Raw genomic sequence first — 19177 nt, forward strand, 5'->3', positions numbered from 1 at the left:
GCCTGCTGCAGCGGGTGAAGGAACTCGACCCGACCATGTTCACCAAGTCGGGCATCATGGTCGGCCTCGGCGAGGAGCGGAATGAAGTTCTCCAGCTGATGGACGACCTGCGCACCGCCGATGTCGATTTCCTGACGATCGGCCAATACCTGCAGCCGACCCGCAAGCACCACAAGGTCGAAAGCTTCGTCACGCCCGAGGAATTCAAGTCCTATGAGACGGTCGCTTACAGCAAGGGCTTCCTGATGGTCGCTTCAAGCCCGCTGACCCGCTCCTCCCACCATGCCGGTGACGATTTCGCAAGGCTGAGGGCGGCACGGGAGAAGAAGCTGCTGATCGCAGCCGAGTAAGATCCACCCCTTGCTTTTTGATCGAACCGCGGCGATTTTCGCCGCGGTTTTTCTTTGGGTGGTCGACGGATACCTGCATCACGACATCACCCAAAGCAACCGGCTCGCCGCTCTTCGCATTCAAGGATGCGACCGCGCACGGACATGAGGGTGTTGCATGATGGACCAGAGAGCGGAGCTGCCGCTGCGTCAGCAGATCACCGACCTCGATCAGGCGGCCGAAGGCATTCGTGCGGCCCGACGCATTCGCGTCGTGGGCTGCTCGGGTGGCGGGAAATCAACTCTTTCTCGGAAAATCGCCAAGCGTTTCGGGCTTCCGTACATTTCCCTCGATCGCGACGTGTTCTGGCTTCCCGGTTGGGTGGCGCGCGACAGGGGCGAGCAAAGAAATATCATCGCCGGGCGGATCCTCGAAGAGCATTGGATCATGGACGGCACCAACCCCTCGTCCTTTGATATTCGGCTGCCGCGGACCGATTTCGTCATATGGGTCCGCATGCCACGGCTGCTGTGCATCTGGGGTGCAATCAGCCGATGGGCGAAATGGATCGGCCGCACGCGCCCGGAAATGGCCCCGGGCTGCTTTGAGAAGCTCGATTTGGAATTCCTGCGCTACATCTGGACCTTCGAGGAGAAATTTGCTCCGCGCGTCGCCGCCGGTATCGCCGAACACGGCCCCGATGTGCCGGTTCTCCAGCTAAAATCCCGCCGCCAGATGCGCGAGCTTCTTGATCTTCTGGACCGGCCCGCTTAAGTGCCGCCTATGCCGCAATTCGAAACGCACCGTTCCGTCCCGCACACGCCCGACCAGATGTTCGACCTCGTTGCCGATGTCGAGCGCTATCCGGAATTCCTGCCGCTCTGCGAGGCGCTGGTCGTCAAGAGCCGCCGGGAGCGCGATGGCAGGATCCTGCTCGTCGCCGAAATGACGGTCGGCTATAAGGCAATCCGGGAAACCTTCACGACACAGGTGCTGCTGAACCGGGCCGAACGCGTCATCGAGGTCAAATATATCGATGGCCCGTTCAAATATCTCGACAATCGTTGGCACTTCGCCGATACGCCGTCCGGAGGCTGCACCATCGATTTCTTCATCGACTACGAGTTCAAGAGCCGCATCCTCGGCGCTCTGATGGGTTCGATGTTCGATCGGGCCTTCCGGATGTTCACAGAGGCCTTCGAGACGCGCGCAAGCAAGATCTACGCTCCGGTTTGAGCGACCTCTATCTGTCTGAAAAGAGCGAGCGCACGATGTCCAGCGCCGTCCGGATTGTCGCCAGCCGAACCTCGCTGCGGCCGATGTCGCCATAGAGCATTTTTCGGTGAATGAGCGCGCCGGTGCGTGATTTGGCGGCGAGATGCACGAGGCCGACCGGCTTTTCCGCCGATCCGCCGCCGGGGCCGGCAATGCCGGTGACGGCAACGGAGATGTCTGCGCGCGAGCGGAAGAGGGCGCCGTGCGCCATCTGCCGCGCGGTCTCCTCGGAGACCGCTCCGAAGCAGATGAGCGTTGCCTCCTGTACGCCGAGCAGCTCGATCTTCGCCGTGTTCGTATAGGTGACGAAGCCGCGATCGACGACGGTGGATGAGCCGGATATCTCGGTCAAGGCGCCTGCAATCAGCCCGCCGGTGCAGGATTCGGCGGTGGAGATCATCACCCGGGCGGCGGTGAAATCACGGATGATCGCCTCGGCCGCCGAAATGATATCCCGCGGAAACAGGCTCATCCTTTCCTCCCGCCATAGACGACGGTCGCCGTGGCGATTGCCGCGATGCCTTCGCGCCGGCCGACGAAACCGATCTTCTCGTTGGTCGTCGCCTTGACTGAGCAGCGCTCGATATCGATGCCGAGATATTCCGACAGTCTCGCCCGCATAGCATCGCGATGCGGGCCGACTTTTGGCGCCTCGGCGATCAGCGAGACATCGGCATTCATGATCGTGCCGCCGCGCTCGCGCACGATCCGGGCGGCATGCTCGATGAAAATGCGCGAGGCCGCACCCTTCCATTGCGGGTCGGAGGGAGGGAAATGGTCGCCGATATCGCCGGCGCCGCAGGTGGCGAGCAGGGCATCCGTCAGCGCATGCAGGGCGACGTCGGCATCGGAGTGCCCCTTGAGCTTCTGATCGTGAGGAATGAAGACGCCGCAAAGGGTGACGCCGTCGCCGGCTTCGAGCTGGTGCACATCGTAGCCGTTGCCGGTGCGCACATCGGGAAGCGGCGGCGCCGAAAGCTTGTCGTCGGCCTTGGCGATATCGCTTTTGACGGTCAGCTTGACGTTGTCGGCCGTGCCTTCGACGATCGTTACCGCAATGCCCATCCATTCCGCGATCGAGGCATCGTCGGTGAAATCGCTGCGCCCGCTCGCCGCCGCCTTTTCATGGGCGTCGAGAATCGCTTCGAAAGCAAAGGATTGCGGCGTCTGCGCCGCGTAGAGCTGCTCGCGCGAAACCGTCGTCAAGATGGTGCCGGCGCTGTCGGCGCGTTTCAGCGTATCGGTCACGGGCATGACCGGCAGGACCGCCGGTGCTCCATCGCCGAGGCTCTCGGCGATCCGGTCGAGAAGCACATGATCGAAGAAGGGGCGCACGGCATCGTGGATCAGCACGTGGCTGACGTGCTTGTCCTTAAGATACCGAAGGCCGGCGAGCACGGATTGTTGCCGTGTCGCGCCACCGAGTACCGTTTCGATCGGCGTTGCCGAAACGATGTGGCGGAAGGCTCTCGCAAACAGCGCCTCGTCGTGGGGATGGATGACGACGACGATCTGCGTTGCCGGTTCCCATGTCACGAAGTTTTCAAGCGTATGCGCGATAACCGGCTTGCCGCCGATCATGCGATATTGCTTCGGGCCTTCCGTGGAGGCTCCTGCACGCTCGCCGCGGCCGGCGGCGACGATGACAATTCCGGCCGATATTGGTTGCTTGGAAGGCATTTGCAGCATAAATCCCCGAAAGATCCGGAATTGACCCGAGTGCTCTAACGTCTTGCTTTGGCCTTTTCCAGCATCTGCCCGAAAAATATCGATTTCGATCCCAGCCCTCTTGGCAAGCCGCGGAACAATGGCTAAAAATAATGCAGTTCTATGGTGTGCCCGAAAGATAATCAGTTGATTTCCAAGGACCTCGCAGCGCCTTTCCGAATCGGATCTGTCTCCGTGCGGAACCGCGTCGTGCTCGCGCCAATGTCCGGCGTCACGGACATGCCCTTTCGCGAGCTTGCCTGGCGCTTCGGCGCCGGCCTCGTGGTCACGGAAATGGTGGCGAGCCGCGAACTGGTCAACGACACGGCCGAATCCTGGTCGCGGCTGAGAGCCGCCGGCTTCCGGCCGCATATGGTGCAGCTTGCGGGCCGCGAGGCGCATTGGATGGCGGAGGCGGCAAAGATCGCCGCCGACCATGGCGCCGATATCATCGACATCAATATGGGCTGCCCGGCGAAAAAGGTGATCGGCGGTTATTCGGGCTCGGCGCTGATGCGCGATCCCGATCACGCGCTCGGCCTGATCGAGGCGACGGTCAAGGCCGTCGACATCCCGGTGACGCTGAAGATGCGCCTCGGTTGGGATGAGAATTCGATCAACGCACCCGATATTGCGCGCCGCGCCGAAGCGGCCGGCATCCAGCTTGTGACCATCCATGGGCGCACCCGCATGCAATTTTACGAAGGCCGCGCCGATTGGGATGCGATCCGCGCCGTGCGCGAGGTGATCTCCATTCCGCTGATCGCCAACGGCGATGTGGAGACTGCTGACGACGCCCAGGAAATATTGCGCCGTTCCGGCGCCGATGCCGTCATGATCGGCCGAGGCTGCCAGGGCAGGCCGTGGCATGCCGGCGTGCTTGCCGGTGCGGCGGAGCCGCTGCCGGGCAAGATTGCCGAAATCGCCGTCGAACACTACCGGATGATGCTCGATTTCTACGGCGAGGCGGTGGCGGTCCGCCATGCCCGCAAGCATCTCGGCTGGTATCTGGAGCGTTTCGCCCCCGATCTTGCCGGCAGTGAAAAGGCAGCGATCATGACCTCGCGTGATCCGCGTGAGGTTGCCGCGCGCCTTTACGATGCGCTGGATGCAGGTGCGCTCGACAGCCGGGAGGCGGCATGACGAAGGATACGAAATCTCCGCCCGATCACGCCGGCGGAACCGTCGCCATGGCCGTGCTGAACGCCATCCAGAACCCGGTCGTCATGGTCGACGAATCCGGCTTCGTCGCCTTCGCCAATTGGGAGGCGGAAGCCTTCTTCGGCGCCAGCGCCTCGCATCTGGCGCGTTACCGGATCTCGACCTTCATTCCCTTCGGCAGCCCGCTGCTCGCCCTGATCGACCAGGTGCGCGAGCGCAAGGCGCCGGTCAACGAATATCGCGTCGACCTGAGCTCGCCCCGGCTCGGCCAGGACAAGCTCGTCGATCTTTACGTCGCTCCCGTTCTCAGCGAGCCGGGCGCCGTCGTCATCGTCTTCCAGGAACGGTCAATGGCCGACAAGATCGACCGGCAGCTGACGCATCGCGCTGCCGCCCGTTCGGTGACCGGTCTTGCCTCGATGCTGGCGCATGAGATCAAGAACCCGCTCTCCGGCATCCGCGGCGCCGCCCAGCTGCTCGAACAATCCGCGCTCGACGACGACAGGGCGCTGACCCGGCTGATCTGCGACGAGACCGACCGCATCGTCTCGCTGGTCGACCGCATGGAAGTCTTTTCCGACGAGCGCCCGGTCGACCGCATGCCGGTTAATATCCATTCCGTGCTCGATCACGTGAAGGCCGTCGCCAAGGCGGGGTTTGCCCGCAACATCCGCATTACCGAGAGCTACGACCCGTCATTGCCGGCGGTCTATGCCAATCGCGACCAGCTCGTCCAGGTCTTCCTCAATCTGGTGAAGAACGCCGCCGAAGCGGTCGGCGACCGGCCGGACGGCGAGATCCTGCTGACGACGGCCTATCGCCCCGGCATCCGCCTTTCCGTCGCCGGCACGCGCGAAAAGATTTCGTTGCCGCTGGAATTCTGCGTCCACGACAATGGCCCCGGCGTTCCCGCCGACCTGCTGCCGCATCTCTTCGATCCCTTCATCACTACCAAGACGAACGGCAGCGGCCTCGGGCTGGCGCTGGTCGCCAAGATCATCGGCGATCACGGCGGCATCATCGAATGCGACAGCCAGAACAGCCGCACGACATTCCGCGTTCTCATGCCTGCATCGAAGGATGCCTCGCTTGAAGACGCCTCTACCGTAAGCTCGACAGGACCTTCTCGATGACAGCTACGATCCTCGTTGCAGATGATGATGCGGCCATCCGGACCGTGCTCAACCAGGCTTTGAGCCGCGCCGGTTATGACGTTCGCATCACCTCCAACGCCGCTACGCTCTGGCGCTGGATTTCGGCGGGCGAGGGCGATCTTGTCGTCACCGATGTGGTGATGCCCGACGAGAACGCCTTCGACCTCTTGCCACGCATCAAGAAGGCGCGTCCCGATCTGCCGGTCCTCGTCATGAGCGCGCAGAACACCTTCATGACGGCGATCAAGGCTTCCGAGAAGGGCGCCTACGATTATCTGCCGAAGCCCTTCGACTTGACGGAACTAATCGGCATCATCGGCCGGGCGCTCGCCGAGCCGAAGCGCAAGCCCGCCAAGCTCGAAGAGGACATGCAGGACGGCATGCCGCTCGTCGGCCGCTCGGCGGCGATGCAGGAAATCTACCGCGTGCTCGCCCGCCTGATGCAGACGGATCTGACGCTGATGATCACCGGCGAATCCGGCACCGGCAAGGAGCTCGTCGCCCGCGCCCTGCATGATTACGGCAAGCGCCGCAACGGCCCCTTCGTCGCGATCAACATGGCGGCGATCCCGCGCGACCTGATCGAATCCGAGCTCTTCGGCCATGAGAAGGGTGCCTTCACCGGCGCACAGACCCGCTCGACCGGCCGCTTCGAACAGGCCGAAGGCGGCACGCTCTTCCTCGACGAAATCGGCGACATGCCGATGGATGCGCAGACCCGGCTGCTGCGCGTCCTGCAGCAGGGCGAATACACCACTGTCGGCGGCCGCACGCCGATCCGCACCGACGTGCGCATCGTCGCCGCCACCAACAAGGACCTGAAGCAGGCGATCAACCAGGGCCTCTTCCGTGAGGATCTCTATTACCGCCTCAACGTCGTGCCGCTGCGCCTGCCGCCGCTGCGCGACCGTGCCGAGGACATTCCCGATCTCGTGCGCCATTTCATCCAGCAGGCCGAAAAGGAAGGGCTTGGCTCCAAGCGCTTCGACCAGGAAGCGCTGGAACTGATGAAGGCTTATGCCTGGCCTGGCAACGTCCGTGAGCTGGAAAATCTCATCCGCCGCCTGATGGCGCTCTATCCGCAGGATGTCATCACCCGCGAGATCATCGATGCCGAGCTGCGCTCCGACGTGCCCGACAGCCCGATCGACAAGGGGCCGATCCGCAACGGCGCGATGACGATCGCTCAAGCCGTCGAAGAGAACATGCGCACCTATTTTGCAGGCTTCGGCGAAAACCTGCCGCCGCCCGGCCTCTATGACCGCGTGCTGACCGAAATGGAATATCCGCTGATTCTCGCAGCACTCACGGCAACGCGCGGCAACCAGATCAAGGCGGCTGATCTCCTCGGCCTCAACCGCAACACCTTGCGCAAGAAGATCAGGGAATTGGGCGTCTCTGTTTATAGAAGCTCCCGCACCGCCTGAAAAAAGGCGGTGGGCTCCTCGTTTGCCCACCGCCTCCTCCTCCCCAGTATCCGCCGCCACGGTCGGGAACAAACTGAATGTATCCGAGCAGGATGGCGGTTTGTATCTGCGCCGGCAAACAAAAACGCAGTGTCATTCTACGGTCACATAGTATTTGCGAGCTATTGTTTGCCGCCGGCCGAATGTCATTGAAGTTGCTGAGATCGTCGCGGCCGCTCCTGTGGATAAGCTGTGGATAACAGGTGGATGACGTGGCCGATCGGCAGGCGAAAGCGTCCCCAATTTCGCTTCCATGTTGCCTATCCGTTCCGAATCTCGTCATCTGCCGCTGCTGCTGTCGATTTCCGCCGCAACTGTCGTCGACCGCATGCCATGGGCGCCCCGACTGATGTCGCGGAGCGCCCTTTTTCTTTACGAGTGGGGCTGACGCGGGCTGCGACATCGTGTTTCATGCCGGTCGATTTGGCGGGGCCAAGCCTCGCATATCTTTGTTCATGCCATAGATTACGCGGATCGCTCGTGCGACGTCGACGCCGGTTGCCCCGCACATGTTCATAACGTCTGGGAGTTGGATGATGGAATATCGTCGTTTGGGAAAGTCGGGCCTGCAGGTGAGCGAGTTCTCCTTCGGCTCATGGGTCACGTTCGGCAGGCAGGTCGAAGGAGGCGATGCCGTCGAGTTGATGAAGCTTGCCTACGACAATGGGGTGAACTTCTTCGACAATGCCGAAGGCTATGAAAGCGGCAAGTCCGAGCTGGTGATGGGCGAGGCGCTGAAGTCGCTTGGCTGGAGCCGCGACAGCTTCGTCGTCTCGAGCAAGGTTTTCTGGGGAGGCCAGAAGCCGACCCAGCGCGGCCTGTCGCGCAAGCATGTGACCGACGCCTGCCATGCGGCGTTGAAGCGGCTTCAGGTCGACTATCTCGACCTCTACTTCTGCCATCGCCCGGACGTCGACACGCCGATCGAGGAAACGGTCCGGGCGATGCACGATCTCATCGCCCAGGGCAAGGTGCTCTATTGGGGCACGTCGGAATGGTCGGCGCAGCAATTGACGGAAGCCTATGCCGTAGCCCGCGACCTGCGCATCACGCCGCCGACGATGGAGCAGCCGCAGTACAACATCTTCGAACGCCAGAAGGTCGAATCCGATTATCTCCCGCTCTACGACCTCATCGGCCTCGGCACCACCATCTGGTCGCCGCTCGCTTCCGGCGTCCTGACCGGCAAATACAATAACGGCGTGCCGGCCGACAGCCGCATGAACCTGCCGGGCTACGAATGGCTGAAGGAGAAGTGGTCCAGCGACGCCGGCCGCGCCCAGCTCAAACAAGTTGGCGAACTCGCCAGGCTTGCCCACGAGATCGGCCTGTCGATCACCCATCTCGCCTTGTTGTGGTGCCTCGCCAATCGCAACGTCTCCACAGTCATTCTCGGCGCCTCGCGCGCCAGCCAGCTCCAGGACAATCTTGCGGCCCTGTCCCACAGGCAGAAGATGACGCCCGAGGTACTGGACCGGATCGACGGGATTGTGGGAAACAAACCGGAAGGCCCGCGTCGATTCTAGAACCTGTCGGGCGAGACTGTGCGCTGACGACATGCATGAAAACAGAGGCCTGAAGGCTGCGGCATCAGGTCGACAGGCGCGGATCGTTCCCGACCGCGCCTGTGGCACCATTCGGCCTGCGGGACTAAGCGAGAGCTTCCGCCTGACGGAGGAAGTTCTGGAACTGCTCCTCCGGGACGAACGAGCCGCCTGTCGTCCAGAGGATGTGTGTCGCCCGCGACATCTTCTCCTCGATGCCGTTCAGGGTTTGGAAACGCCGGCCCTCTTTATGGCGCAAGAGGAAGTCCGGGCCGAGCAGGGCGGCGGCGGCCGAAGGCTCCAGCTTCTGCCTTTGGGTGATCCACGCCATGCGAAGCAGCTTGAACAGGTCGTCGTCGGCGGCCGTGTAGACGCCGGCGAGCATCTCGCGCATCACCTTGGCTACGAAGGCCGACATGCGGGCGACGGCCATGCCGTCGGCTTCGGTCTTGTTGGTCAGGCCGACGTCGTAGACCGACACCAGCTCCTGCGAACCCGACATCATGTGGACGAGGGCGCAGGGCGACTGAACCGGCTCGACGAAGAAGGCGTGCACATGGTCGCCGAAGATTGCCTTGGCGCCGAAGGCGACGCCGCCCGGTGCGCCGCCGATGCCGCAGGGCAGGTAGAGGAAAAGCGGATTTTCCTCATCGATCGTGATCCCACGCTCGTCGAGCTGCGATGCCAGCTCCGACGCCGCTGCGCTGTAACCGAGGAACAGGTGCCGCGATTGTTCGTCGTCGACGAAATAGATCGTCGGATCGGCGTCGGCGATGTCGCGGGCGTTCTCGACGGCTGTCGTGTAGTCCGCCTCGTGCTGGATGACATCGACGCCGAGCTTCCGCAGGCGCTCGACCTTCCAGGCCTTGGCGTCGGACGACATGTGAACCGTGGCCTTGAAGCCGAGCGCGCGCGCGGCGATGCCGACGCTCAGGCCGAGATTGCCGGTGCTGCCCACCGCCACGGTATGGCCTGAAAATAACGAGCGGGCCTCTTCGGTTGCCAGCTTCCGGATATCCTCGCCGTCACCGAGTAGTCCGTTCTGACGGGCGAGGCTTTCGGCAAACAGGAAAACCTCGTAGACGCCGCCGCGCGCCTTGATGGAGCCGGCAACCGGCAGGTGGCTGTCGGCCTTGATGAAGACGTTGCCGAACTCTCTCGTTCGATAGCCGAGCGCCTCGCGAAGTTCCTTGAGTTCGACCAGTTCGGAGCGGATCTCGCCGCCCGTATCCTTCAGTTCCGGAAAGCATTCGGCAAGAAGCGGCGCCAAGCGCCGCCAGCTCTGGCGCGCGCTCTGCACGTCGGCCGGTGAAACCGGCAGGTCCGAGGTATCGATCGCCTGTTTCCGGTAGGATGGATTGAGCCAGAGGGTCGGTCGGCCGGCGAGAACATCATCGCGAGCGGGATCACTGGGCAGTATCGTGTTCATGGACATTTCCATTCGTGAGCCGGGCTGCGGTTGGTCAGTGTCTTAGGACGCGGGCGAGGAAAGAGCGAGCCCGGTCGTTTTTCGGATTGTCGAAGAACTCGTCCGGCTTCCCGATCTCGATGATCGAGCCCTGGTCGATGTAGACGACGCGGTCGGCGACCTCTCTTGCGAACCCCATTTCGTGCGTCACGACCATCATGGTCATGCCTTCGGTGGCCAGTTCCCGCATGACGTCGAGGACTTCGCCGACCATTTCCGGATCAAGCGCGCTCGTGGGCTCGTCGAACAGCATGAGATGCGGCTCCATGGCGAGCGAGCGGGCGATCGCCACGCGCTGCTGCTGGCCGCCGGACAGCTGGTCCGGATACTTGTGCGCATGCGCCTTGAGGCCGACGCGGTCGAGGAGCTTCATGGCGGTCGCTTCGGCCTCTTCCCGCGACTTTTTGCGGACCCGCATCGGCGCGATGGTGATATTGTCCAGCACGGTCTTGTGCGGGAACAGGCCGAATTGCTGGAATACCATGCCGACGCCCTTGCGGATTGCCGCGAGTTCGCGTTCTCCGCCAAGCTTCCGGTCGGCCTCGACCGGCATTTCATAGCCGTCCACGACGAGGCTGCCGTTCTGGTACATTTCGAGGCCGTTGACGCAGCGGATGAGGGTCGATTTTCCTGAGCCGCTGGCCCCGAGGATGACCATGACTTCGCCGCGTGTGACGGCGAGATCGATGTCCTTGAGCACATGGTGGGCGCCGTAGAACTTGTTCATGCTTTTCATTTCGACGATGGCGTTCATCGTGATGTCTCCGTGTTGGAACAACTCAGCGGGCACTCGTTGCCAAATGGTCTTCGAGCTTTCTGGCGGCATAGGTGATCATCGAGCCGACCAGGAAATAGGTGACGAGCAGGAACGAGAGGACTTCGAAAGTCCGCTCGCCATATTGCGGGTTCGCCAGGATCATCTGCCCCGCGCGGAGAAAATCCGTCAGCCCGATTATGAAGACGAGCGGCGCGGAATTGAAGATGTCGAGCACGTTGCCGACCAGCGGCGCCACCACGACCCGGAGCGCCTGTGGCAGGACGATCGAACGGTTGATGTCGAATTCGCTGATGCCGAGAGACCTTGCCGCCTCGGTCTGGGCGCGCGGAACCGCCTGAAGCCCGCTTCGGACATATTCGGCGACGTAGGCGGAGTAGAAGATCGTGAACCCGATCATGCCGCGCGCAACGTCGGCCAGTCCCCACTGCGGCGCAAGCACCGGCATGAGGATCCAGATCCAGTAAACGACGAGGATGAGCGGCACCGAGCGCATGACCTCGATGTACCAGGTGCAGATGATCCTGAGACTTGAGAGCCGGCTCTGCCGTCCGAACGCGAGCAGGATGCCGATCGGCAGAGACAGGACCGACGTCACCAGCGTCAGCAGGACGCTGAGAAGAAGTCCGCCCCAGAGCCCCACGCCCGGAGGGGCCATGACCGCAACGACGACGATGAAGCCCGTAAACGCCGCAGCAGGCATCACCTTTCTGGACAATGGCACATACGACGTCAGCACCCATCCGAGCGAGGTTGCGGCAACGACGCCTGCCGCAGATAGGGCGTTCCCCGGATCGCCATGATCGACGATCAAAATCAACAAGGGGACGAGGACGAGAACCAGCCCATGGTGGGGCTTGAACGAAAACACGCAGCCAAGGCCGGCGCCGAGGGTCGCTGCGATGATCGCCGACGCCGTCCAAGCCCGCCACGCCTGATCGGCTGGAAAAACGCCGATCATTAACACTCGCAGGCTCTGCACGATGATGTCCCACCTTGCCGTGGTGAGCGCCCAGTCCGAGATGGAATAGGCAATCCAGAGAACGCCCGGAATGACCAGCAGCGACAGGGCGACGTCGAAAGGTTTTCCAAACAGGTTGTGACGGGTCCACTTTATTGAGGTGGCGATCATTGCGGCACTCCCATGGGGTTAAGACGGAGGTTCGCCCAGTACACGGCTGAACTGATGATCCAGCTGAGGATCAGGTAGGACGCCATGACGATGATGATGCCTTCAAGGCTGTGGCCGGTCTGATTGGCGATCGTCCCGTAGATGTTGAACAGATCCGGATAGCCGACCGCGATCCCGAGCGCGGTGTTCTTGGACAGGCTGATATACTGGTTGCCGAAAGAGGGCAGAACGACGCGGAACACTTGCGGAAGGATGATGTCGTTGACGGTGTCGCGCCGGCTGAGCCCCAGCGATCCCGCGGCTTCCCACTGTGCCTTCGGAAGAGCATCGATTGCGCCGCGGACGGTTTCGGCAATGAAGGAAGCGCTGTTCACGACGATGGCAAGCAGTAGGGCTGCCATCTCCGGGCTGATGCTGGTTCCCCCGCTGGCCTTGAACTTGTTGGCGACGGGGAAATTCACGGTCATCCCGCCGGTCGCGACCAGCAGCCCGAGGCAGACGACCGCCGCGCCGACGCATATCCGCCGCGCTCCACGGACGGGGTCGAATATTGCGCCCAAGGCCGACACTCCTGTGGCGGTGACCAGGATCAGCGAAAGGGTGGATGCGCCTCCGGTCCAAGACAGCGTGGGGACGTATATGCCCTGCTGGCTGACGATAAGGCCGCCATAGAGCTTTGCTGCAGACGCCATTGGCGGAAAGTGCAGGACGACCGCGAAATACCAGAAGACGAGCTGTATGAGCAGCGGCGTGTTGCGGACGAACTCGACGATCCAGAAACAGAGGTTCCTCACCACCCAGTTCGTGGAGAGACGGCCGACGCCCAGCATCGTTCCGAGGATCGTGCTGAGGATGATTGCCAGCAGTGCGATCTTGGCGGTGTTGAAAATGCCTGTGACGAAAGCCGACGCGATCGACATCTCCGAAGAGAACTGGGCGAGGCTGGGAACGAAGCCTTCACCAGACGTCAGCGTCCATCCTTCGCTGATATCGAAGCCGGCGGTGTTGGCAAGAAACGAGAAGCTGAAGCGTATGCCCTTCTCGGCAAGGCCAGCCTTGACCGCATATGCCAGCATGCCGAGCAGCCCGACGACCAGAGCGACGATTCCGAGCTGGATCGCTTCGTGCCGGATGCGATTGCGCAGGCGCCGCGACCTGAGCCTATCATTCTCTGCCATGCCGCGGATCGCACTCGTTTCGTGGATTGTCATGTTCAGGCTCCAAGAGCTTGGGGGGCGAAACGTTGTGGTTCCGACCCCCGGAAGGCATCAGTTCCAGAGCGGCGAGTAGATTGCGCCACCCTGCGTCCACAAGGCGTTCGGCGTGCCCTTGCGGTCGAGATACATCTTGGTCTTCGGACCGAGGTTGCGATCATAGGCCTCGCCGTAGTTGCCGACGGCCTTGATCGCCTGAGCAATGAAGTCGTCGGAGAGGCCGAAGTCCTTGCCGTAGCCGCCGCCGACGCCGAGGAACTTCTGAATGAAGGGATCTTCGCTCTTCAGCTTTTCGGCCAGATTGGCCTGGGTGATCTCGGACTCCTCAGCCTGGAAGAGACCGTATTCGATCCAGCGCAGCGCGTTGCGCCACTTGGAGTCGTTGGCAGCCACGAAGCCGCCGAACGGGGATTTGTCCAGCGTGTCCGGGAGGATCAGATAGTCGGCCGGCTTCGGTGCATTCCCCGCCCAGGCGGCAAGGGCTGATTTGTCGGTGCTCATCGCGTTGCAGCGACCCGAGTTGAGAGCGGAGAAAAGCTTCTCGAGGTTTTCATAGGTCAGGACCTTGGAGTCCTTCCAGCCACGTGCCTTGAAGGCAGCAGCCAGAACGGTCTCGGTGGCCGATCCCTGGGTGGTGCAGATCGTTGCGCCATCGAGGTCTGCGAATTCCTTGATCCCGGCATCGGTTTTCACCATGAGGCCGGTACCATCGTAGAAGTTGATCGGCAGGAAATCGATCGCGATCGACGATTCGCGCGCCGGTTTGATTGTGGTGTGGGCGAAGACGACATCGACCTGGCCGGTAAGGACTGCGTCAAAGCGGCTCTTGTCGGTCACTGTGATGAACTTGACCTTGGAGGCGTCGCCGAGAACGCCGGCGGCAACCGCTTTGCAGAAGTCGACGTCGAGCCCTTCCATCTGTCCGGTCGTGGTATTGAGATAGCCGAAGCCGGGAGCGGTGTTATCGGTGCCGCAGTTGAGCACACCGCGCTGCTTGACCGTGTCCAGAACGGAAGCGGAAGCATTGGCCGACGTGAACGCAACGCCTGCGAAAACACCGGCAGTCAGGATTTTGAGTAGTTTCATCGAAGTTCCCCTTTCGGATCGCGTAGTGACAGTGGCGCCAAATCAATGAGCGATGGCTCGATCGAAAGTCCGGTAAGACGCTGGAGGCGTTATCGCCTTTCTGACTGCGTCGTTCCCACTATTGGCCAAGGTCTGCGTGCGATCCTCGCTCCCAGTCCCATCAATTGGCAGATGGAGAGTAGGAGTGGGGTCTCTTCAAATCTACTTAATTCTCCTGAGGTGATACATTAGGAAATCTGTTGTTTTGTTGCCTCAACACCGCATTGAGATGGTCGGCATGTGCGCGGTTGCGCTGACACCCAGCGTCAAGACAGCGGCGGCTTCTCGGCCATTCGGTCAAGGAACACTTGAAGGGCCGGACTGCGCTTTTCCTCTTTGCGGAAGGCGATAAATATCCTCCGGCGGATTTCCGGAACGAGCCTGCAGACCCAGACGTCTTCGAGATCGTAGCTGGCGCGCAGCCCAGGCAGTATCGAGATGCCGTAATTCTGCCGGATCAGCGCAATGGTCACTTCGAAACCTTTGCACCTCGCCACGATGTTGGGCTTGAAGCCCTCTTCCTGACAGGCCTCCACCAGCATCCTCGTATAGGTGTCGGACGCGGTGTCGATCGCCCACCGGTCCTCCCGAAGCTCATGCAGGCCGACGGTTGGCCGCTCCGACAGCCTGTGATCTTTGGAGACCATGACGTTGAAGACGTCCTCCATCAGGAAGATCGTCTCGATATTGGGATCGAGCGCGCCGGTCGGTATATTCAAGTCATCGATAATCGCGACATCCGTCTGCCAGCTTCGCAGCGCGGCAAGGCTTTCGCCCGGCTCCATTTCTTCGAACTGGACGGTGAGGTGAGGGTGCCGTTCGGCAAGATCGTAGACGACCTTCGGAATGACGGCGGCCGCCACGGAAGGAAACGCCGCCACCCGAAGTTCGCCGGAAACGACGCTTTTCAATTCGGCGATGTCGGCTTTCGCCGATTCGATTTCGATGAGGATCTTCTCTGCCCGCAGTACCAGCTGCTGGCCGGCGGGCGTCATGACGACGCCCCGGCCGCGTCGCTCGACGAGCCGTATGCCCACCTCTTCTTCCAGAAGCGCAATTTGCTGCGACACGGCCGACGGCGAGACGTGTAAGGCTTCTGCCACCGCCGCCATGGTCTTGCGGATCGACAGTTCGCGCAGTGCCCGCAGACGTCCGACATCCATAACGACCTCCTCGCAGCTCGGAAATCATTAGCATGTCTGAACATATAAGCAAATATTATTAACTTTTTCTGGTGTTTCGATCGATCTAGGTTCCGCCTCACGAATTCGAGGAATTGGAGAACTCAGATGACCAACGCTGCAAGGGTGCATTTCAACACCACCGTCCAGGAGGCCGATCCACTCGTCGCCGATGCCCTCGCGTCCGAGCGGACCCGCCAGCAGAACCAGATTGAGCTCATCGCTTCGGAGAATATCGTCAGCCGTGCGGTTCTCGACGCCTTGGGGCACGAGATCACCAACAAGACACTCGAAGGCTATCCGGGCAATCGTTTTCACGGTGGCGGGCAGTTCGTCGACATTGCCGAGCAGGCCGCAATCGACCGCGCCAAGCAGCTGTTCAATTGCGGCTACGCCAACGTCCAGCCGCACTCGGGGACGCAGGCCAACCTGGCTGTCTTCTTCCTGCTGCTGAAGCCGGGCGAAAAGGTGCTTTCGCTGGACCTTGCGGCCGGCGGCCACCTGTCACACGGCATGAAGGCGAACCTGTCGGGCCGCTGGTTCGATGCCGACAATTACAGCGTCAACCCGCAGAACGAGGTCATCGACCTTGATGAGATGGAACGCATCGCTGAAGAAATCCGCCCGAAGCTGCTGATAACAGGTGGTTCGGCATATCCGCGCGAACTCGACTTCGAGCGCATGTCGAAGATCGCAAAGAAGGTCGGCTCTCACTTCCTGGTGGATATGGCCCACATCGCCGGCCTCGTTGCCGGTGGCGTCCATCCTTCGCCGTTCCCGCATGCCGACATCGTGACCTGCACCACGACCAAGACGCTGCGCGGCCCGCGTGGCGGCCTGATCCTGACGAACAACGAGGAATGGTACAAGAAGCTGCAGGCGGCGGTGTTTCCCGGCGTCCAGGGATCGCTGCACAGCAACGTCCTGGCCGCCAAGGCGATCTGCCTGGGCGAAGCCCTCCGCGACGATTTCAAGCTCTATGCCCGCCAGGTCGTTGCCAACGCGAAAGTCCTCGCCGAAACGCTGGCGGATCGTGGCGTTCGCATCGTTTCCGGCGGCACCGATACCCACATCATCCTGCTCGATCTGTCGAGCAAGGGACTGCTTGGAAAACAGGCTGAGACGCTGCTCGCCAAGGCGAACATCACATCCAACAAGAACCCGATCCCCGGCGACAGCCCTCGTCCTCCGGAGTGGGTCGGCATGCGCCTTGGCTCCTCCGCTGCGACGACACGTGGCCTGAAGGAAGAGGAATTCCGGGTCCTCGGCCATGTCATCGCGGATCTCATCGACGCCGAGACAGAGGGCAGGACCGACGAGATCGTCGGAACTGCCAGGGCGAAGATCGCGGAACTGACCGAGAAGTTCCCGGTCTACGGCCACTAAGGCAACGTACCCAGGATGCGGAAATGCCCCGCCCACATCTCTGGGCGCGGCATTTCGCCGGTTCGAGCTTGGATGCAATGGAGCACCCCATGGGAATGGACAGATTCACACGCGCCGCAAACATCGACGGCAAAGAGTATGCGGCAGGGCTCCTGCAGCGCATCAAGGCCGATGTCGAAACGTTGCAGGCAACGACTGGAACCGTTCCCGGTCTGGCCGTCGTTCTGGTGGGACACGACCCGGCAAGCGCAATTTATGTGGCTTCAAAGCACCGTCAGACGGTTGCCGCCGGAATGAAGTCCTTCGAATACCGGCTTGCTCAGGAAACCACGCAGGGCGAACTTCTTGACCTCGTGCATCACCTTAACGACGATGCAGAAGTGCATGGGATTCTTGTGCAGTTACCGCTGCCGGCGCATTTGGATCCGAACGCCGTGATCCAGGCCATCAATCCCGACAAGGATGTCGACGGCTTCCATGTGTCGAATGCGGGCCGCCTTGCAACGGGCAACCCGACTTTGGTTCCCTGCACCCCGCTCGGCTGCATGATGCTCATCAAGGATACGCTCGGCGAGAGCCTCTCCGGCCTTCATGCCGTCATCGTCGGCAAGTCCAACATCGTCGGAAAGCCGATGGCGCAGATGCTGATGAATGCCCACTGTACCGTCACGGTCGTTCACTCGCAGACGAGGAACGCGGCAGAACTTTGCCGGGCGGCCGACATTCTTGTCGTCGCGGCCGGTCGAGCGGGCCTGGTTCGGGGTGACTGGATCAAGCCCGGCGCCGTCGTGATCGACGTCGGCATCAACCGGATTCAGGACGGCGAAAAATCGCGGATCGTCGGCGACGTGGCATATGGCGAAGCCGGCCACGCGCGCGCCATCACACCGGTGCCGGGCGGCGTCGGCCCGATGACGATCGCATGCCTGCTGTCCAACACGCTCACCGCATTCCGCCGCCATCACGCGATGATCACCACGGCTTGAGACGACGAACAAGGAGATAGACATGACCATCACGGCCCCTCGCTACGCTCTGCGTGTCGCATGCCCGTCGATCCGCGGCGTGACGGCCGCCATCGCCGGCTATCTCTCCCAGAACGGCTGCAACATCTCCGACAGCGCGCAATTCGACGACGCCGACACCGGGCGCTATTTCATGCGGATCAGCTTCCAGCCGCATGACGGACATACGCTGGACCAGCTTCGTCAAGGTTTCGAACCGATCGCCGGGAAGTTCGAGGCGAGCGCCGAATTTTTCGATGAGAGCGAAAAGAAGAAGGTGATCCTTATGGTGAGCCGCTTCGGCCACTGCCTCAACGATCTGCTCTACCGCTGGCGCATCGGGGCGCTGCCGATCGACATCGTCGGCGTGATCTCCAACCACACGGACTACCAGCGGGTCGTCGTGAACCACGACATCCCATTCCACTGCATCAAGATGACTAGGGAAAACAAGCCGGAGGCCGAGGCGAAGCAGATGCAGATCGTCGAGGAGTCGGGCGCCGAACTCATCGTGCTGGCCCGCTACATGCAGGTCCTGTCCGATGACATGTGCCGCAAGATGTCCGGGCGGATCATCAACATCCACCACTCCTTCCTGCCGAGCTTCAAGGGGGCGAATCCCTACAAGCAGGCATTCGAACGGGGCGTGAAGCTCATCGGCGCAACGTCGCACTACGTCACCGCAGACCTCGACGAAGGGCCGATCATCGAGCAGGACATCGTCCGCGTCACCCATGCGCAGAGCGGCGAGGACTATGTCAGCCTCGGCCGCGACGTCGAAAGCCAGGTGCTCGCCCGGGCCATCCACGCCCACATCCATGGCCGGGTGTTCATCAACGGCAACAAGACCGTCGTCTTCCCGGCTTCACCCGGTTCTTACGCGTCGGAACGTATGGGCTGACCGCCGACTCAATGGACGCGAAATATCGCTGAAACCGGTCATCGGAGGCGCGGAAATCTCCGGACGTTCAAGTCCTTGCCCAGTCCCCCGATGTTCGAGGACGATTGCCGGCGGACGTCGGCGGGCGGCGCGACAATAGCCCTGGGCAACACTCCATTGTGACGGTCCGAGGGTCAGGCGCGGCTTGACAACGTGACAAGCCGCGTTGCATTTTCGCCACAATGCGTTGCTTAAAGGTCACGCAAGGGTTTTGGACATTCGCTCCCGATCGAGTCGTAGCGGCGCTGGCTTTTTGAGCCGGCGTTGTTTGATTTAGATCGGATGGCGGGGCGGTAAAGTGCCGTCTGAAGAGAG

At 61.7% G+C, this 19177-nt stretch carries 17 protein-coding genes and 1 pseudogene; 10 read left to right on the forward strand and 8 right to left on the reverse strand.

Annotation, left to right across the window (positions count from 1 at the left end; all coding sequences use genetic code 11):
* From ATY77_RS25345 to ATY77_RS25355, 3 genes and pseudogenes are all read left to right on the forward strand, one after another.
* A pseudogene (locus tag ATY77_RS25345) lies at positions 1-350 on the forward strand (lipoyl synthase); the annotation flags it as partial.
* A 157-nt stretch (positions 351-507) separates the two neighbouring features.
* Complete coding sequence (locus tag ATY77_RS25350; RefSeq protein WP_088689339.1) at positions 508-1104, forward strand: AAA family ATPase; 597 nt, start codon at positions 508-510, stop codon at positions 1102-1104.
* Positions 1105-1113: 9 nt separating this feature from the next.
* Complete coding sequence (locus ATY77_RS25355) at positions 1114-1566, forward strand: type II toxin-antitoxin system RatA family toxin (RefSeq protein WP_088689340.1); 453 nt, start codon at positions 1114-1116, stop codon at positions 1564-1566.
* Between the two features lie 7 nt (positions 1567-1573).
* Here the strand turns inward: ATY77_RS25355 and ATY77_RS25360 are convergent, their stop codons facing one another.
* Entirely contained in the window at positions 1574-2077 is a 504-nt protein-coding gene (locus ATY77_RS25360) for a CinA family protein (protein ID WP_088689341.1), read from the reverse strand.
* A complete protein-coding gene (locus ATY77_RS25365; RefSeq protein WP_088689342.1) occupies positions 2074-3294 on the reverse strand; it encodes a bifunctional 2-C-methyl-D-erythritol 4-phosphate cytidylyltransferase/2-C-methyl-D-erythritol 2,4-cyclodiphosphate synthase in 1221 nt (406 codons plus the stop codon). The genes ATY77_RS25360 and ATY77_RS25365 overlap by 4 nt, the downstream gene beginning before the upstream one ends.
* Positions 3295-3435: 141 nt before the next feature.
* Here ATY77_RS25365 and dusB point away from each other — a divergent pair, with 141 nt between their 5' ends.
* From dusB to ATY77_RS25390, 4 genes are all read left to right on the forward strand, one after another.
* On the forward strand, positions 3436-4455 hold the full coding sequence (gene dusB / locus ATY77_RS25370) for a tRNA dihydrouridine synthase DusB (RefSeq protein WP_088689343.1): 1020 nt from the start codon (positions 3436-3438) through the stop codon (positions 4453-4455).
* On the forward strand, positions 4452-5606 hold the full coding sequence (locus tag ATY77_RS25375; protein ID WP_088689344.1) for a nitrogen regulation protein NR(II): 1155 nt from the start codon (positions 4452-4454) through the stop codon (positions 5604-5606). The genes dusB and ATY77_RS25375 overlap by 4 nt, the downstream gene beginning before the upstream one ends.
* Entirely contained in the window at positions 5603-7054 is a 1452-nt protein-coding gene (ntrC, locus tag ATY77_RS25380) for a nitrogen regulation protein NR(I) (protein ID WP_088674113.1), read from the forward strand. Before ATY77_RS25375 ends, ntrC begins: the two co-directional genes overlap by 4 nt.
* A 575-nt stretch (positions 7055-7629) precedes the next feature.
* The gene (locus ATY77_RS25390) at positions 7630-8619 is read left to right on the forward strand and encodes an aldo/keto reductase (protein WP_088689345.1); all 990 of its coding nucleotides are present in this window, start codon (positions 7630-7632) and stop codon (positions 8617-8619) included.
* Positions 8620-8743: 124 nt separating this feature from the next.
* Here ATY77_RS25390 and ATY77_RS25395 read toward each other — a convergent pair whose 3' ends face one another.
* From ATY77_RS25395 to ATY77_RS25420, 6 genes are all read right to left on the reverse strand, one after another.
* Positions 8744-10066, reverse strand: coding sequence for a D-serine ammonia-lyase (locus ATY77_RS25395; protein ID WP_088689346.1), 1323 nt, complete (start codon positions 10064-10066; stop codon positions 8744-8746).
* A 34-nt stretch (positions 10067-10100) separates the two neighbouring features.
* Positions 10101-10859: an amino acid ABC transporter ATP-binding protein gene (locus tag ATY77_RS25400; RefSeq protein ID WP_088689347.1), complete on the reverse strand. Its 759-nt coding sequence runs from the start codon at positions 10857-10859 to the stop codon at positions 10101-10103.
* Positions 10860-10884: 25 nt separating this feature from the next.
* Positions 10885-12012 (reverse strand): amino acid ABC transporter permease, encoded by a 1128-nt coding sequence (locus ATY77_RS25405; RefSeq protein WP_088689348.1) that lies wholly within the window; start codon positions 12010-12012, stop codon positions 10885-10887.
* Positions 12009-13223 (reverse strand): ABC transporter permease subunit, encoded by a 1215-nt coding sequence (locus ATY77_RS25410; protein ID WP_088689349.1) that lies wholly within the window; start codon positions 13221-13223, stop codon positions 12009-12011. Before ATY77_RS25410 ends, ATY77_RS25405 begins: the two co-directional genes overlap by 4 nt.
* Before the next feature lie 57 nt (positions 13224-13280).
* Entirely contained in the window at positions 13281-14312 is a 1032-nt protein-coding gene (locus ATY77_RS25415) for a transporter substrate-binding domain-containing protein (protein ID WP_088689350.1), read from the reverse strand.
* Between the two features lie 305 nt (positions 14313-14617).
* Positions 14618-15514 (reverse strand): LysR family transcriptional regulator, encoded by an 897-nt coding sequence (locus ATY77_RS25420; RefSeq protein WP_088689351.1) that lies wholly within the window; start codon positions 15512-15514, stop codon positions 14618-14620.
* A gap of 126 nt (positions 15515-15640) precedes the next feature.
* Here ATY77_RS25420 and glyA point away from each other — a divergent pair, with 126 nt between their 5' ends.
* The 3 genes from glyA (at position 15641) to purU (ending at position 18823) form a co-directional block, all read left to right on the forward strand.
* Entirely contained in the window at positions 15641-16918 is a 1278-nt protein-coding gene (glyA, locus tag ATY77_RS25425; protein WP_088689352.1) for a serine hydroxymethyltransferase, read from the forward strand.
* A gap of 89 nt (positions 16919-17007) precedes the next feature.
* Positions 17008-17904, forward strand: coding sequence for a bifunctional methylenetetrahydrofolate dehydrogenase/methenyltetrahydrofolate cyclohydrolase FolD (gene folD / locus ATY77_RS25430; protein ID WP_088689353.1), 897 nt, complete (start codon positions 17008-17010; stop codon positions 17902-17904).
* A gap of 22 nt (positions 17905-17926) precedes the next feature.
* On the forward strand, positions 17927-18823 hold the full coding sequence (gene purU / locus ATY77_RS25435; RefSeq protein WP_088689354.1) for a formyltetrahydrofolate deformylase: 897 nt from the start codon (positions 17927-17929) through the stop codon (positions 18821-18823).
* The last annotated feature ends 354 nt before the right edge of the window (positions 18824-19177 follow it).

It is taken from the genome of Rhizobium sp. R634 (assembly GCF_002211305.1).
GTDB lineage: Bacteria > Pseudomonadota > Alphaproteobacteria > Rhizobiales > Rhizobiaceae > Rhizobium.

Coding starts and splice junctions, on each gene's coding strand:
- ATY77_RS25415 (WP_088689350.1), bottom strand. CDS start 14,312: ATGAAACTACTCAAAATCCTGACTGCCGGTGTTTTCGCAGGCGTTGCG.
- ATY77_RS25375 (WP_088689344.1), top strand. CDS start 4,452: ATGACGAAGGATACGAAATCTCCGCCCGATCACGCCGGCGGAACCGTC.
- ATY77_RS25350 (WP_088689339.1), top strand. CDS start 508: ATGATGGACCAGAGAGCGGAGCTGCCGCTGCGTCAGCAGATCACCGAC.
- ATY77_RS25390 (WP_088689345.1), top strand. CDS start 7,630: ATGGAATATCGTCGTTTGGGAAAGTCGGGCCTGCAGGTGAGCGAGTTC.
- purU (WP_088689354.1), top strand. CDS start 17,927: ATGACCATCACGGCCCCTCGCTACGCTCTGCGTGTCGCATGCCCGTCG.
- ATY77_RS25405 (WP_088689348.1), bottom strand. CDS start 12,012: ATGATCGCCACCTCAATAAAGTGGACCCGTCACAACCTGTTTGGAAAA.
- ATY77_RS25355 (WP_088689340.1), top strand. CDS start 1,114: ATGCCGCAATTCGAAACGCACCGTTCCGTCCCGCACACGCCCGACCAG.
- dusB (WP_088689343.1), top strand. CDS start 3,436: ATGGTGTGCCCGAAAGATAATCAGTTGATTTCCAAGGACCTCGCAGCG.
- ATY77_RS25365 (WP_088689342.1), bottom strand. CDS start 3,294: ATGCTGCAAATGCCTTCCAAGCAACCAATATCGGCCGGAATTGTCATC.
- folD (WP_088689353.1), top strand. CDS start 17,008: ATGGGAATGGACAGATTCACACGCGCCGCAAACATCGACGGCAAAGAG.
- ATY77_RS25395 (WP_088689346.1), bottom strand. CDS start 10,066: ATGAACACGATACTGCCCAGTGATCCCGCTCGCGATGATGTTCTCGCC.
- ntrC (WP_088674113.1), top strand. CDS start 5,603: ATGACAGCTACGATCCTCGTTGCAGATGATGATGCGGCCATCCGGACC.
- ATY77_RS25400 (WP_088689347.1), bottom strand. CDS start 10,859: ATGAACGCCATCGTCGAAATGAAAAGCATGAACAAGTTCTACGGCGCC.
- ATY77_RS25360 (WP_088689341.1), bottom strand. CDS start 2,077: ATGAGCCTGTTTCCGCGGGATATCATTTCGGCGGCCGAGGCGATCATC.
- glyA (WP_088689352.1), top strand. CDS start 15,641: ATGACCAACGCTGCAAGGGTGCATTTCAACACCACCGTCCAGGAGGCC.
- ATY77_RS25420 (WP_088689351.1), bottom strand. CDS start 15,514: ATGGATGTCGGACGTCTGCGGGCACTGCGCGAACTGTCGATCCGCAAG.
- ATY77_RS25410 (WP_088689349.1), bottom strand. CDS start 13,223: ATGACAATCCACGAAACGAGTGCGATCCGCGGCATGGCAGAGAATGAT.